Source organism: Streptomyces sp. NPDC043726 (assembly GCF_056436565.1).
Genome location: NZ_JBWKCI010000003.1, coordinates 441,910 through 455,531, shown reverse-complemented (window position 1 = coordinate 455,531; position 13,622 = coordinate 441,910). Strand labels below are relative to the sequence as shown.

11 protein-coding genes are annotated in these 13,622 nt (G+C 71.8%); all 11 read left to right on the top strand.

Annotated elements, in window-relative coordinates; all coding sequences use genetic code 11:
* The first annotated feature begins 384 nt into the window (after window positions 1-384).
* The 11 genes from AC068Z_RS11005 (at window position 385) to AC068Z_RS10955 (ending at window position 13,618) form a co-directional block, all read left to right on the top strand.
* Window positions 385-1,755, top strand: coding sequence for a class II 3-deoxy-7-phosphoheptulonate synthase (locus AC068Z_RS11005; RefSeq protein ID WP_478554327.1), 1,371 nt, complete (start codon window positions 385-387; stop codon window positions 1,753-1,755).
* Window positions 1,756-1,922: 167 nt separating this feature from the next.
* Window positions 1,923-2,912, top strand: a complete 990-nt coding sequence (locus AC068Z_RS11000) for a helix-turn-helix domain-containing protein (RefSeq protein WP_478554326.1) — start codon at window positions 1,923-1,925, stop codon at window positions 2,910-2,912.
* Entirely contained in the window at window positions 2,909-3,166 is a 258-nt protein-coding gene (locus AC068Z_RS10995; RefSeq protein ID WP_478554325.1) for a hypothetical protein, read from the top strand. The genes AC068Z_RS11000 and AC068Z_RS10995 overlap by 4 nt, the downstream gene beginning before the upstream one ends.
* On the top strand, window positions 3,163-5,637 hold the full coding sequence (locus tag AC068Z_RS10990; RefSeq protein ID WP_478554324.1) for an AfsR/SARP family transcriptional regulator: 2,475 nt from the start codon (window positions 3,163-3,165) through the stop codon (window positions 5,635-5,637). The genes AC068Z_RS10995 and AC068Z_RS10990 overlap by 4 nt, the downstream gene beginning before the upstream one ends.
* Window positions 5,638-5,848: 211 nt before the next feature.
* On the top strand, window positions 5,849-6,745 hold the full coding sequence (locus AC068Z_RS10985) for an alpha/beta fold hydrolase (protein ID WP_478554323.1): 897 nt from the start codon (window positions 5,849-5,851) through the stop codon (window positions 6,743-6,745).
* Window positions 6,746-6,905: 160 nt separating this feature from the next.
* A complete protein-coding gene (locus AC068Z_RS10980; RefSeq protein WP_478554322.1) occupies window positions 6,906-8,051 on the top strand; it encodes an SDR family oxidoreductase in 1,146 nt (381 codons plus the stop codon).
* 64 nt (window positions 8,052-8,115) lie between these two features.
* The gene (locus AC068Z_RS10975) at window positions 8,116-8,397 is read left to right on the top strand and encodes a hypothetical protein (RefSeq protein ID WP_478554321.1); all 282 of its coding nucleotides are present in this window, start codon (window positions 8,116-8,118) and stop codon (window positions 8,395-8,397) included.
* Window positions 8,397-9,959, top strand: coding sequence for a class I adenylate-forming enzyme family protein (locus AC068Z_RS10970; RefSeq protein WP_478554320.1), 1,563 nt, complete (start codon window positions 8,397-8,399; stop codon window positions 9,957-9,959). The genes AC068Z_RS10975 and AC068Z_RS10970 overlap by 1 nt, the downstream gene beginning before the upstream one ends.
* On the top strand, window positions 9,956-10,954 hold the full coding sequence (locus AC068Z_RS10965; protein ID WP_478554319.1) for a transglutaminase-like domain-containing protein: 999 nt from the start codon (window positions 9,956-9,958) through the stop codon (window positions 10,952-10,954). The genes AC068Z_RS10970 and AC068Z_RS10965 overlap by 4 nt, the downstream gene beginning before the upstream one ends.
* Window positions 10,955-11,020: 66 nt before the next feature.
* The gene (locus tag AC068Z_RS10960) at window positions 11,021-13,273 is read left to right on the top strand and encodes an MMPL family transporter (protein WP_478554318.1); all 2,253 of its coding nucleotides are present in this window, start codon (window positions 11,021-11,023) and stop codon (window positions 13,271-13,273) included.
* An 87-nt stretch (window positions 13,274-13,360) separates the two neighbouring features.
* A complete protein-coding gene (locus AC068Z_RS10955; RefSeq protein ID WP_478554317.1) occupies window positions 13,361-13,618 on the top strand; it encodes a phosphopantetheine-binding protein in 258 nt (85 codons plus the stop codon).
* Window positions 13,619-13,622: the final 4 nt, after the last annotated feature.

Sequence of the window (13,622 nt, the reverse complement as noted above, 5' to 3'; positions counted from 1 at the left end):
ATACAGGCTTCCAATTGATCCCTCCTTCCCCTTCCCGCTCTCCGGAATATGAAGTTCCGGGGGCGGGGCCGGTCGCGCGTGTTTCGGCAAAGGGTGGTGCGCGGTGCGGCAACCAGCGGGGTGGAGGGGTTCGTAGAGTCGGGGGTATCGCGGTGAGTCCGGGGCCGTAGGCGGGCCGGATGCCGCTCGCCCCCCGAGTCGCGGCCCTCCCGTCGACCGGTGCCCTCCTCGTACATCCCCCGGCGAGGAGCGTCCCGGCGGTGGGAGGGCCGCTCCGTACCCCGGGGCCCCGGGCCCGCGAACCGCCCCGACCCCACCCCCGGACCCACGAACCCTTCCCCGGACAAGAGTGAGGCTCAGCCCAACATGAATGCTGATCAGCGCATGACGGACGTGGACTCCTGGCGCCTGCTGCCGGCCGCCCAGCAGCCCGACTGGCCCGACCCGGACGCCCTCAAGGGCGTACTCGAAGAACTGGCGTCCTACCCGCCGCTCGTGTTCGCCGGGGAGTGCGACCAGCTGCGCGAGCGCATCGCCCGGGTGGCCAAGGGCGAGGCCTTCCTGCTGCAGGGCGGCGACTGCGCCGAGACCTTCGACGGGGTCACCGCCGACCAGGTGCGGGACAAGGTCAAGACGCTGCTGCAGATGGCCGCCGTGCTCACGTACGCCACCTCCGTCCCCGTCGTGAAGATCGGGCGGATCGCCGGGCAGTACTCCAAGCCCCGGTCCCGGCCCGTCGAGACCCGCGGGGACGTCACCCTGCCCGTCTACCGCGGCGACGCCGTCAACGGACAGGAGTTCACCCCCGAGGCCCGCCGCCCGGATCCGGAACGCCTCAAACGCATGTACCACGCCTCCGCCTCCACCCTGAACCTCATACGGGCCTTCGTGACCGGCGGCTACGGCGATCTGCGGCAGGTGCACGAGTGGAACCGCGACTTCGTCAACTCCTCCCCCATCGGCGCCCGTTACGAGGCCCTCGCCCGGGACATCGACCGCGCGCTGACCTTCCTCGCCGCCTGCGGCGCCGACCCCGGTGAGTTCCACCTCGCCGAGTTCTACTCCAGCCACGAGGCGCTGCTGCTCGACTACGAGGCCGCCCTCACCCGCATCGACTCCCGCACCGGACACGCCTACGACGTCTCCGGGCACATGGTCTGGATCGGTGAGCGGACGCGGCAACTCGACCACGCGCACATCGAGTTCGCGGCCAGGGTCCGCAACCCCGTCGCCGTCAAGCTCGGTCCCACGGTCACCCGGGACGAGGTGCTCTCGCTCATCGACCGGCTGGACCCGGAGCGGGAGGCCGGCCGGCTGTCGTTCATCACGCGCATGGGGCGCGAGAAGGTGCGCGACCTGCTCCCCTCCCTCATCGAGATCGTGGGCGAGACCGAGGCGCCCGTCGCCTGGATCTGCGATCCCATGCACGGCAACACCTTCTCGGCGGCCAGCGGCCACAAGACTCGCCACTTCGACGACGTACTGGACGAGGTGACCGGCTTCTTCGAGGCGCACCGCGAGCTCGGCACCCACCCCGGCGGCATCCACATCGAGCTGACCGGGGACGACGTGACCGAGTGCGTGGGCGGCGGCCACCCGATCGGTCTGACGGATCTGCACCGGCGCTACCAGACCGCCTGCGACCCCCGGCTCAACCGCTACCAGGCGCTCGATCTCGCCTTCCAGGTCGCGGAGTTGTACGCCGACCGCGCCGTCCCGGCCGTGCCGCGGCCGCGGATCGCGCAGGCGGCCTGACCTGGTCCGACCCTGGCCCGGTGAGGCCGGCGCCGACCCGGCCTCACCGGCCGCCCGACCCCTCGTATCCATCGAAACTCTCGATCGAAGTAGAAAACCCGCATGCGGGTATGTTTCTCTATGAGTGCTTCAGCGAGAGCTCCGACATCGGAAACAGGGGGTACGCGATGCAACGTGTCAGTGAGGTGAAGCCGCGGCAGGTACGCAGGTGCACCGCCGATCCGCCGCCCGCCGAGCGCGGCGGACTGCAGATCGTCAAGAACCATCAGGAGATCCTCGAGGGGACGACCGCCCGCCATCGCTTCGGCGAGGTGACCGTCTCGCTCGTGCAGGGCGGGCCGCGTGAGCTCGTCCGCCCCGGTCGGCTGATCGGCGCCGGCGAGGGTGCCCGGCTGCGGATGTGCCGGCCGCTGCACGGCGAGGTCTGGGTCTTCCAGGACGGCCGGCACGGTGTCGTACGGCCGCCGCAGCTGATCTCCTTCGACACCGGACGCCCGTTCAAGGTGATCATGCCGGAGGAGTTCCGGATGGTCGACGTCATGGTGACCCACTCCCTGGTCGGGCTCACCCCCGCGGACACCCAGCGGCTCACCGCCCGTGCCTGGAGCGGCGACCAGGGCGCCGCCGCCCTGCTGAGCAGCCTGCTCGAAGGGCTCGGCCGGCACGGCGAGGAAGTCGAGACGGCCGTGGACCTGCTCGGCGGGAGCGTCGCCCAGCTGACCGCCGTCCTGTTCGCCGAGCGGATGCGCGAGGTCGGCGCCGACAGCGAGATCGCCCGTCAGGCGCTGATGCTGCGGATCCAGGCCCATGTGCGCGAGCACCTGGCCGAGCCGAGCCTCAGCCCGATCGAGATCGCCCGCCGGCACAACATCTCCCTGCGCTATCTCCAGAAGATCTTCCAGGAGTTCGGCGTCAGCCCGGCCCGCTGGATCCGCGACGAGCGGCTCGCCCGCTGCCGCTCCGAACTGGCCGACGCCTCCCTCGACCATCTGCCCGTCGCGCTGATCGGCGAGCGGGCGGGACTGTACGGGGCCTCCCACTTCAGCCGCCTCTTCCGGGGCCGGTACGGGGTCACCCCGAGCGAGTTCCGGAAGGAGCGCCGCGCCATGGACCACCACCTGGACGCCGGCCCCGCGAACTCGGGAGCCCGGCCGTGAGCGCGCCCACCGACGCCGTCCGTACGGCGGCGGACCGGACGGCGGCGGACTTGACGACCGCGGGCGGTGCCACGGCGGGCAGTGCGACGGCGGGCTACGGAACCGTCGAGCACTTCCTCGGCCTGCTGCTGCCCGGCGGACTGGAGCCGGAGGCGTCCTGCCCCGGCCGGCTGGTCTCCGCGCGGACCGTGACCCATCAGAATCCGCCCGCCCGCGAGCGGGGCAAGGGCCAGGGCCGGAGGAGGACGACATGACCACCGCCACCGGCCTGCCCGAACTGCGCATCAAGGTGCTCGGCCCGCTCGAGATCCACGTGGGCGGCGAGCGGCGCACCCTCACCGCCCCGATGGCGCGGCGCGCCATGGCCGTACTGCTGCTGGACGCCAACCATCTGGTGTCCACGCAGGCCCTCGTCGAGGAGCTGTGGGACGAGGAGCCGCCGCGGCTCGCCCGCAAGACCGTGCAGACCTACATCTACCAATTGCGTCAGGCCCTGAGGTTCCCCGGCGCCGACGGCTCCGGCGAGCGCCTGGAGACCGGGCCCGGCGGCTACCGCCTGACCGCCCGGCAAGGAGAGCTGGACCTCTGGGAGTTCGAGCAGCGGGCGACCCGCGCCCGGGCCGCGCTCGCCTCCGGCGCCCCCGAGGACGCCGCCCGGCTGCTGCGCGAGGGGCTCGCGCTGTGGCGCGGGGACCCGTTCGCCGGTCTGGAGGCCGGTCCGCTGCTCACCGCGCGGATCGCGCAGATCGGTGAGGCCCGGCTCGGCGCGCTGGAGCTGCGGATCGAGGCCGATCTGCAACTCGGCCGCCACCAGGCGCTGGTGGCGGAGCTGCGCCGGCTCACCGTGGACCATCCGCTCGACGAGCGGTTCACCGCCCAGCTGATGATCGCCGCGCACCGGTCGGGACAGCGCAGCACGGCGCTCGACGCCTATCTGCGGCTGCGGCAGCGGCTCGTCGACGAGCTGGGCATCGAGCCGAGCGAGCGGGTGCGCAAGCTGCAGCAGGACATACTGCGCGAGGTCCTGCCGCCCGCCGGGAAGGCGGACCAGGCGGTGGTCGTACGGCGGCCCGCGCCGCCCCCGCGCGTCTCGCCCGCGGTGGATCAACTTCCCTTGTCCGCACCCGACTTCGTGGGCCGTGAGCAGGAACTGGAACGGATCGGTGAGCGGTTCACCGGCCAGGTCGTCACCCTGCTCGGACCGGCCGGCGTCGGCAAGACCGCGCTCGCCGTGCGGGCCGCCCGCGCGCTGGCCGACCGGTTCCCCGACGGGCTCCTCCACGCCTCCCTGCACGACGGATCCGACCGGCCGCGTGCCCCGGAGGCCGTGCTGCGGTCGCTGCTGGACGGGCTCGGCATTCCCCGGCAACGGCAGCCGGAGGACCCCGAGGGACTCGCCGCGCTGTTTCGGGGCACCGCCCGGGAACGGTCCCTGCTCGTCCTGCTCGACGACGCGGCCGGCACCGACCAGGTGCTTCCGCTGCTGCCCGGCGGTGACTCCTGCCTGACCCTCGTCACCTCCCGGGTCCGGCTGTCGGGACTGCCCGGCGCCCGGCGCCTGACCCTCGGGCCGCTCGGCGCCGAGGACGCGGCCCGCTTCTTCGAGCGCCTGGTCGGCGCGGAGCGCATCGCCGGGCACCAGGTGGCGCTGCGGCACGTGGTGGCGCGCCTCGGCGGGCATCCGCTGATGCTGCGGGCGGTGGGCGAGCTGTACGCGGCCCGGCCGATGTGGACGCTCACCGACCTGGCCGCGGGCCTGCTCGACGACGGCCGGCTGGTCGCCGAGCTCCGGGACGAGGCCTGTGCCGCGCTCGCCCGGGCCGACAGCGCCCTGGCCCGGCTCGCGCCCCGGCTGCGCCGGTCGATGTTCCTGCTCGCCGCGGCGGGATCCGGCCCCTTCGACACCGAGCAGGTCAAGAAGGTGCTGGAACTCGACACCTGGAGCGCCCAGTCGGTGGTGGGGCGGCTGCTGGACCGGCACGTCCTGGTCCTCGACGAGGCCCCGCCGGGCGGCTCGGCCACCTTCCGGGTCCCGGAACTGATCCGGGTCGGGGTGCTGGCCCACGGGGCCGGGGGGTGGGGCGGGTCGACTGGCGGCGCTTCGGGTGAGGTTGAGCCCGCTGAGGCTGGTCGGGTTGATGTTGATGGGGGGCGGCGCGCGGACGCGGGGCGTGGCGGAGCCGGTCATGGCGGATTCAGTCGTGGCGGAGACGGTCGTGGCGGATCCGGACGTAGCGAATTCAGTCGTGGCGGAGACGGTCGTGGCGGATTCGGACGTAGCGAATTCAGTCGTGGCGGAGACGGTCGTGGCGGAGCCAGTTGTAGCGAAGCCGGTCGTAGTGAGGCCGATCGCGATGACACCGGCGGATCCGACAGCAGCCGATCCCACGCCGGTCCGTCCGACACCTGCCCGTCCGACAGCGGTCCGTCCGACTCCGCCTGGTCCGACTCCGGTTGGTCCAACTCCGGTCGTACAGAAACCGGTCGTACAGAAACCGGGCGTACAGAAACCGGTCGTACCGAAAGCGGCCGTACCGAAAGCGGTCGTACAGAAACCGCCCGCCCCGACACCACCCGCCCCGACTCCCCTCGGTTCGACGCCGTAAGGCCCGACGTCGATCGGCCCTACGCCCCCGGTGCCGCCCGGCGCGGGCTGCTGCCGGGGCGGCCGCACGGTGCCGTTCCCGGGCCGCCGAGGCGGCGGCCGGTGACCCCTGCCACATAGGGCTCCGGCCGGCCGATTCCGGCCGTCCCCGCTCGTCCGCGACAGCGCCCCGCGCAACCCCTGAAAAACGGCTCTGACCAGCACGTTTTCCGCCTCTTGGACACGCCTTGGGCGGGTGTTGAACGGGCCACCCCAGTCTGGACACAGGCGACGGTCGCCCGTCCGGATCGCTCCCCGTCGCACGTCCGAACGAACCATCCAAGGAGACCCCATGACGGACCAGCAGTTCGGCCAGCTCGACGTCCGCTACCTCAACCACTCCGCGCTCGCCCTGCCCGGCGGCGGCGAGCTGTACTACGAGGACAGCGGCGAGGGCCCCGCGGTGACCCTGCTGAACAACTTCTACATCGTCAGCCCGATCTGGCGGAACTTCACCACCGAACTGGCCGACGACTTCCGGCTGGTCCACTACGACCTGCGCAACCAGGGCGCCTCCAACCCGGGCCCGGAGCCGGTCGCGTTCATGGACCACGTCGAGGACGTGCGCCGTCTGCTGGACCACCTCGGCATCGAGAAGACCTACCTGGTCGGCACGTCCATATCCACCCTCATCGCCCGCGAGTTCGCGCTGAAGTACCCCGAGCGCGTGGCCGGCCTGGTCCTGGTGGGCCCGGCGTTCTCGCCCAACGGCACCCTGCGCCGCAAGCTGGTCAGCCGCTCCTGGCTCGCCAGCCTGGAGTCCGGCGGCACCCAGCAGCTGTTCGGCCACCTCTACCCGCTGGTCTTCCCGGACCAGATGATCCACGAGGGCGGCACCGCGGCCTACCTGGCGCTCAAGGACAACTTCCTGTCCCTGCTCTCCGTCGGCTCCATCCGGGAGAACCTGCTCGCCTCCCTGGAGATCGAGGACGACCCGGAGGAGCTCGCCCGCCTCGCCGCCCCCACGCTGATCATCAACGGCGACGGCGACTTCGCGTGGAGCGAGTCCGTCATCGAGGACGCGCTGGCCCGCATCCCGGACAGCCGGGCGGTCACCCTTCCCCGCGCCGGTCACGTGCCCTTCTTCGACGACCCGCAGGGCTTCCAGACGGCCGTCTCCGAGTTCGTACACGAGCTCGAGGCGCGCCGCGGTGCCGAGACCGCCACCGCGGTCAACGGCGCCGCGTAGCGGGACGGGCGACACGGGGGGCGGCCGGGGCCCGGTGATCCCGGACCCGCGGCCCCCCTCCCCGTCCTCCCCTTCCCTCCCACTTCCCCCAGGCCTTCCGCTGCACCACCGCAGCACCCCATCGACGCACACCACGTCCCGACGCTGGAGACAAGCACTCATGACAACACGTCTGTTGACCGGGGCCACCGGCTTCGTCGGCGGAGCCGTGGTCCTCGAACTGCTCGACAAGACCGACGACCCCGTCCTCGCTCTGGTCCGCGGCAAGGACGACGCCGAGGCGACGCAGCGCCTGCACGAGACGCTCTCGGCGATGGCGGACGGCTACGGCCGGTCCGACCTGCACCCGGAGATCCTGCGTCGGACCCTGGCCGTGCACGGTGACATGACCGTCGACGGCTGCGGGGTCGACACGGCCGTGCTGCCGCCCGTCGACGAGGTCTGGCACTGCGCCGCCTCGCTGCGCTACGAGGAGGAGTACCGCACCGAGATCGAGGCCCAGAACGTCCAGGGCACCGCCAACGTCCTCGACCTCGCCCGCACGCTGGGCGCGCGCACCTTCAACTACGTGAGCACCGCCTACGTCGCCGGCTCGCGCACCGACCTGATCACCGAGGGTCCGGTGACCGATCAGTCGGTGGCCAACAACTGCTACGAGCAGACCAAGATGCGGGCCGAGGCCCTCGTCGAGGAGGCCGCCGCCGACATGCGGATCCGCATCCTGCGGCCCACCGTCGTCATCGGCCACAGCGTCACCCGGCACGGGCTGAACTGGTCGGGCCTGTACGGCTTCGCCCGCCAGGTGCTGGTCTTCAAGAAGACCGCCTCGCGCAAGCTCGGTACGTTCCTCTCGCACGCCCGGGTGCGGCTGCTCGCCGACCCCGACACCATCGTGAACCTCGTCCCGGTCGACATCGTGGCCCGCAACGCGGTCGCCATCTCGCTGTCGGACTCCCCGGAGACGTACTTCCACCTCGGCAACTCCGACGGTCCGAAGGTCCGGGACATGGTCACCCAGATCTTCGAGCTGATCGGCCTGCGCGAGCCGCTGTGGGTGGACGACCGCGACGGCTTCACCGCGATCGACGAGGCCCTCGACGGCGGCATGAACTTCTACCGCTCGTACCTGCGCTACAACAAGCGCTTCGACCTCACCAACACCGCCGCCGTCTGCGGCCCGGACGCCTCCTACGCCCCCACCGGCGAGCAGGAGATCGCCGAGTACCTCCTCTACTACCTGCGCACCCTGCGCGGTTTCCAGGAGAACACCGGCAACGAGCGGATCGTCCACCGCGTCGCCGCCTGACCCGTCCGTCGACGACGAGAACCCCCGAGCCTGCGGTTCCGCGCGGGCCGTCACTGGAGGAGACATGTACGACAGCACGACGGTCGCGGAGCACCTGCGCGGCCTGCTGGAGAACGCGGTCGGCGCTCCGCTGCCGCTGGAGGACCCGGCGGCCCGTGCGGCGTCGCTGTGGAACCTGGGGCTCACCTCGGCGGGCTTCATGCGCCTGCTCGCCGACGTCGAGGACGCCTTCGGCATCGAGTGGGACCTGGACGAGCCGACCGAGGCGTTCGGGTCCTACGACGCCCTGCTCGCCCACGTCACGGCGCAGCTGGAGCGCCGGGCGGCGAAGGCGGGGGGTGTGTGATGGCGCGCGTGAACCGCCGGCTCGCGCTGGCCACCGCCCCCGCCGAGGCCCGCCGCCGCCACGGCGCGGTGCCGATCCGCCTCGACCAGCCGCTCGACCTGTTCCCGCAGGCCGGCCGGAACTTCGACTACGCCACCTTCGCCGACCTGGTCGAGGAGGCCGCCGCCCTGCTCGCCGGGGCCGGCGTCACCGACGGTCAGCGCATCCTCATCGTCAAGCGGCCCAGCTTCGACATCCCCCTGCTGGCCTTCGCCTGCGCCCGCATCGGCGCCGTACCGGTGCTCGTGCACTCCGCCGTCGGCTTCCAGGCCCTCGGCGTCATGACCGGCCGCGCCGAGCCGGCCGCGATCCTCACCGACGCCGTCACCGAGGCGGCCGGCGTGCTGGACTCCGTCGACCCGACCCTGCCGCGCTGGTACGTCGGTGAGCGCGGCGAGCACGGCCTGTCCCTGCTGGACGCCGAGCGGGGTCACATCCCGCCCGCCGCGGTGCCCCGCGAGGACACCCCGCAGCTGGTCACCCACAGCTCCGGCACCACCGGAGTGCCCAAGCTGGTGCTGCACTCCGTGCACAGCTTCGCCGGGCACGCCCGGCCGCAGATCACCATCGGCAAGGTGCTGCGGGTGCGCGACCCGTACCTGATGTGCCTGTCGCCGGTGCACGCCCGCTGCATGTCCGGGATGCTCGCCATCCTCGCGCTCGGCCTGCCGCTCGGCTTCCTCACCGACACCGCCCCCGAGAACGCGGCCGAGCTGCTCGCCGCGGTCCGCCCGGGCGTCGTGGAGACCGTCCCGAACGCCTTCATCCGCTGGGAGGAGGTCGCCGAGAAGCAGCCCGAACTCTTCGCGCAGACCCGGCTGTTCGTCAGCTCCTTCGACGCCGCCCACCCGCGCACCATCCGCACCCTGCTCGGCGCGGCCAAGCCCGGGGCCCGCTACATGCAGGCGTACGGCCAGACCGAGACCGGACCCGTCACCGTCAAGTCGCACAAGCTCAAGAGCCGCTGCGACGAAGGCCGTTGCGTCGGCCGGGCCGTGCTCGGACACACCAAGATCCGCGTCCTCGACGACGCGGGCGACAAGGCCCGCAAGGGCACCCCCGGGCAGATCTTCGCCCGTTCCTCCGGAGTCACCCCCAGCTACCTCGGCTCCCCCGACCAGCGGGTCGACGGCTGGTGGGCGATGGGCGACTACGGCCTGGTCAGCGACCGCGGCTGTCTGCACCTGTTCGACCGGATCGTGGACCGGGGCAGCGGTGTGGAGAGCCTGCTGGCGGCCGAGGACGACATCCTGGAGGCGCTGCCGCAGCTCACCGAGGCCGTGATCATCCCGATGGCCGACGGACCCGCGATCCCGCTGGTCGTCACCCGCGGCGACGCCCCGCTTGACCTCGCCGCCTGGCGCCGCGCGGTCGCCTCCCTGCCCGAGCTGGCCGCGCCGGTGCAGTGCCGCTGGGACGACATCCCCCACACGGCCACCTGGAAGGTCAAGCGCCTGGAGGTGGCGCGCCGGCTCGCCGCGGGCGACCTGCCGGTGCTGACCACGGCGGGGGAGGAACGATGACGACCGCCTCGCCGCGCCGGACCACCACGGCGTCGGAGCTCTGGACGAACTGGCTCCCTGCGGTGGAACGGCTCGTCCCGGTGCCCGCGGAGTTCCGGGTCGCCCGGCTCGCCCACGAGGAGGCCGCCCGCGAACTCGCCGTCGACGAGGCCGTCCTGGAGAACCTGGTCGGCGCCGGCTTCCCCGCCGAGGACACCCCCGACGGACTGCGCTACGACTACCACGACGTGATGAACCTCGGGCTCCAGTCCGGGCTCGGCCGCTCCCTGGCCGAGCTGGGCGAACGCCAGTGCATGCGGCTCGCGGCCGGGCAGCCCGAGAGCTGGACGGCCGAGCGCGTGACCCGGCTCCGGCTCACCGCCACCTGCTCGGCGGCCGGGTGCACCAGCTGCGTCACCACCCCGGTCCCGGCCGAGCCCGCCCCCAAGCTGTTCGAGGGCCGGCTGACGGAGTGGGTGCGGGAAGAGGGCGGCACCGCGCTGGCCACGGTCACCACCCGCGGCCACCGGGACGCCCCGCGCACCGAGACCGTCCGCCGGATCCACGACGACCTGCTCGACCGGCTGGTCTCCGGCGAGTACCAGTACGGCTGGGTGCCCGAGGCGCTGCGGGCCCGCCCCGCGGCCGCGATCGAGCACCGCACCGTGGACTGTGTCGTCGCCGCCTGGCAGATGCAGCGGTGGGCCGAGGAGGCGGGCGTCCGCGCCCGTACCCGCCGCGGCTTCCTGCTCGGACTGGTCGGCGTCGAGCACGCCTGGACCGAGGTGTTCGAGGAGGGCCGCTGGCTGCTCCTGGACCCGGTGCTGGCGTACCTCGGCTCCCGGCACCGGGCCACCCACCCAGAGTTCGCCGACTTCACCCGAGGTTCGGTGCACAACCGGCTCCTTGCCTGGGACCGGTCCGTCGACGAGTCGCTGGCCGACCACGACTGCGTGGCCGGCGGACACGTCCGCGTCGACTGCCGTCAGCTCCCCGCCGCCCGTACCCCCGCCTGAGCGTACGGGCGGACACATCCCCCCATCGGGGCGACGCCCCGCCCCGTCATTTCTGGAGGAATACCCATGTTCAACAAGCTGGCCGCCTTGGCGACCGGCCGCCGAAAGCTGGTTCTCTGGCTGGGACTGCTCTTCTGTGTCGTGGCCGGAGGACTCGGCGGCGCCGTCAACAGCAAGCTGTCCTCCGGTGGTTACGAGGTGCCCGACGCCCCGTCGACGCAGGCGAACGAGATCCTCAGCGAGAAGTTCGGCACCGGTGAGCCCAACCTCGTGCTGCTGGTCAAGACCCCGAAGGGCGTCGACGACCCGGACACCGCCGCCAAGGGTGCCGAGCTGACCGAGAAGCTCGGCGCGGAGGACGGCGTGCAGGAGGCCGCCTCCTACTGGACCCTGGACAAGGCGCCCAGCCTGAAGGCCGAGAAGTCCGACTCCGCCCTCGTGCTCGCCCACCTTCAGGGCAACGAGGACGAGGTCGACGACTACCTGGCCAAGCTCCGTCCGCACTACGAGGACGGCTTCGAAGGCCTGCAGATCCAGTTCGGCGGCCGCGCCGAGGCCTACGCCGAGATGAACGAGCAGACCCAGGAGGACCTGGCGCTCGCCGAGACCCTGGTGCTGCCGCTCACCCTGATCCTGCTGGTCTTCATCTTCCGCGGGGTCATCGCCGCCCTGCTGCCGCTGGCCGTCGGCATCGTCGCCATCATCGGCGCGCTCGGTGTGCTGCGGGTGCTGGTGGAGCTGACCGACGTGTCGGTCTTCGCGATGAACCTCACCACCGGCCTCGGCCTCGGTCTCGGCATCGACTACAGCCTCTTCGTGGTCAGCAGGTACCGAGAGGAGCTGAGGAAGGGCGCCGCGGTCAACGACGCCATCGCCACCAGCCTGCGCACCGCCGGCCGGACCGTCCTGTACTCGGCGATCACCGTGGCGCTGTCGCTGTCGGCGCTGCTGCTGTTCCCGATGTACTTCCTGCGCTCCTTCGCCTACGCCGGTATCGCCGTCGTCGCCTTCGCGGTGCTCGCCGCCCTGGTGCTGCTGCCGGCGCTGCTCGCGGTCATCGGCACCCGTATCAACAAGTGGTCCTGGAACCGCAAGAAGCCCGAGCAGGCTGTCGAGAACGGCTTCTGGCACAAGCTGGCCACCCTGGTCATGCGCCGCCCGCTGCCGCTGGCCACCGGTGTCATCGTGGTCCTGCTGCTGCTCGGCGCGCCGTTCCTCGGCATCAAGCTCAACCTCGCCGACGAACGCACCCTGCCCGCGGACGCCGAGGCCCACCAGGTCGGCACCGTCCTCATCGAGGACTACTCGGCCCGCGAGATGGAACCGCTCATGGTCGTCGCCGAGAACGCGGGCGGCGCGGCCGACCGCGAGTCCAAGGTCGCGGCCTACGCCGAAGAGCTCTCGAAGATCGACAACGTGGCCCGGGTGGACGCCCTGACCGGCTCCTACACGGACGGCGAGCAGATCGCCCCGGCCGGCGCGATCAACGAGCGCTACGAGAAGGGCGAGGGCACCTGGCTCTCGGTCATCCCGGAGGTCGGCTCCTACACCGACGAGGGCCAGGACCTGGTCGTCGACGTGCGGGACGCGAAGGCGCCGTTCGAGGACGTGAAGGTCGCGGGCACCGCCGCCTCCTTCAAGGACACGATGACCTCGCTGACCGACCGGATGCCGTGGGCGCTGCTGCTGATCGCCGTCTCCACGTTCGTGCTGCTGTTCCTGATGACGGGCAGCGTGCTGATGCCGGTGAAGGCGTTCGTGCTGAACCTGCTCTCGCTCACCGCCACGTTCGGTGCCATGGTCTGGGTCTTCCAGGACGGCAACCTGATGTGGCTGACCGGCGACTTCACCGTCACCGGCGGCATCGTCGCCACGACCCCGATCATGATGTTCTGCGTGGCCTTCGGCCTCTCCATGGACTACGAGGTCTTCCTGCTCTCGCGGATCAAGGAGGAGTATGACCGGAACGGTGACAACACGCGTGCCGTGGCCCTGGGCCTTCAGCGCACGGGTGGGCTGGTCACCGCGGCCGCCGCGCTGATCGCCCTGGTCTTCGCCTCCTTCCTGGTCTCCGGCATCACCTACATGAAGCTGCTCGGCCTCGGTCTCGCGCTGGCCGTGCTCATGGACGCCACGCTCGTGCGGGGCATCCTCGTCCCTGCCTTCATGCGGCTGGCCGGCCGCTACAACTGGTGGGCTCCTCGGCCGCTGACCCGGGTCTACGAGCGGTTCGGCCTCAGCGAGGGCGAGAACGACCCGGCTCCCGTGACCACCAAGCCGGTGGACTCCGGCCGCACTCCGGCCGACGTGGGCCGCTGAGCACCACCCCAACTCCGGCGGGGCCCCACGGCCACCCGGGCCCCGCCGGGCCTTCCACCCGCCTTCTTCACCCGTAGGGGAACTCCCATGTCCGACCAGCTCACCCCGGGCCACGCGCTCCTGCTGGAGTTCGTCGATATGCCCGAACTGCTCGACGGCATCGGCCGTGACGACGACCTGACGACGGCCGGGCTCAACTCCGGCGACCTGATCCGGCTGGCCCTCGCCATCGAGGAGCAGACCGGCAACCCGCTCGACGACGACGAACTGACCGCGCTGCACACCGTCGAGGGCATCGACCAGGTGCTGACCGCGCGCTCCGCAGCCGTGAGCGAGGCCCGCTGATGTG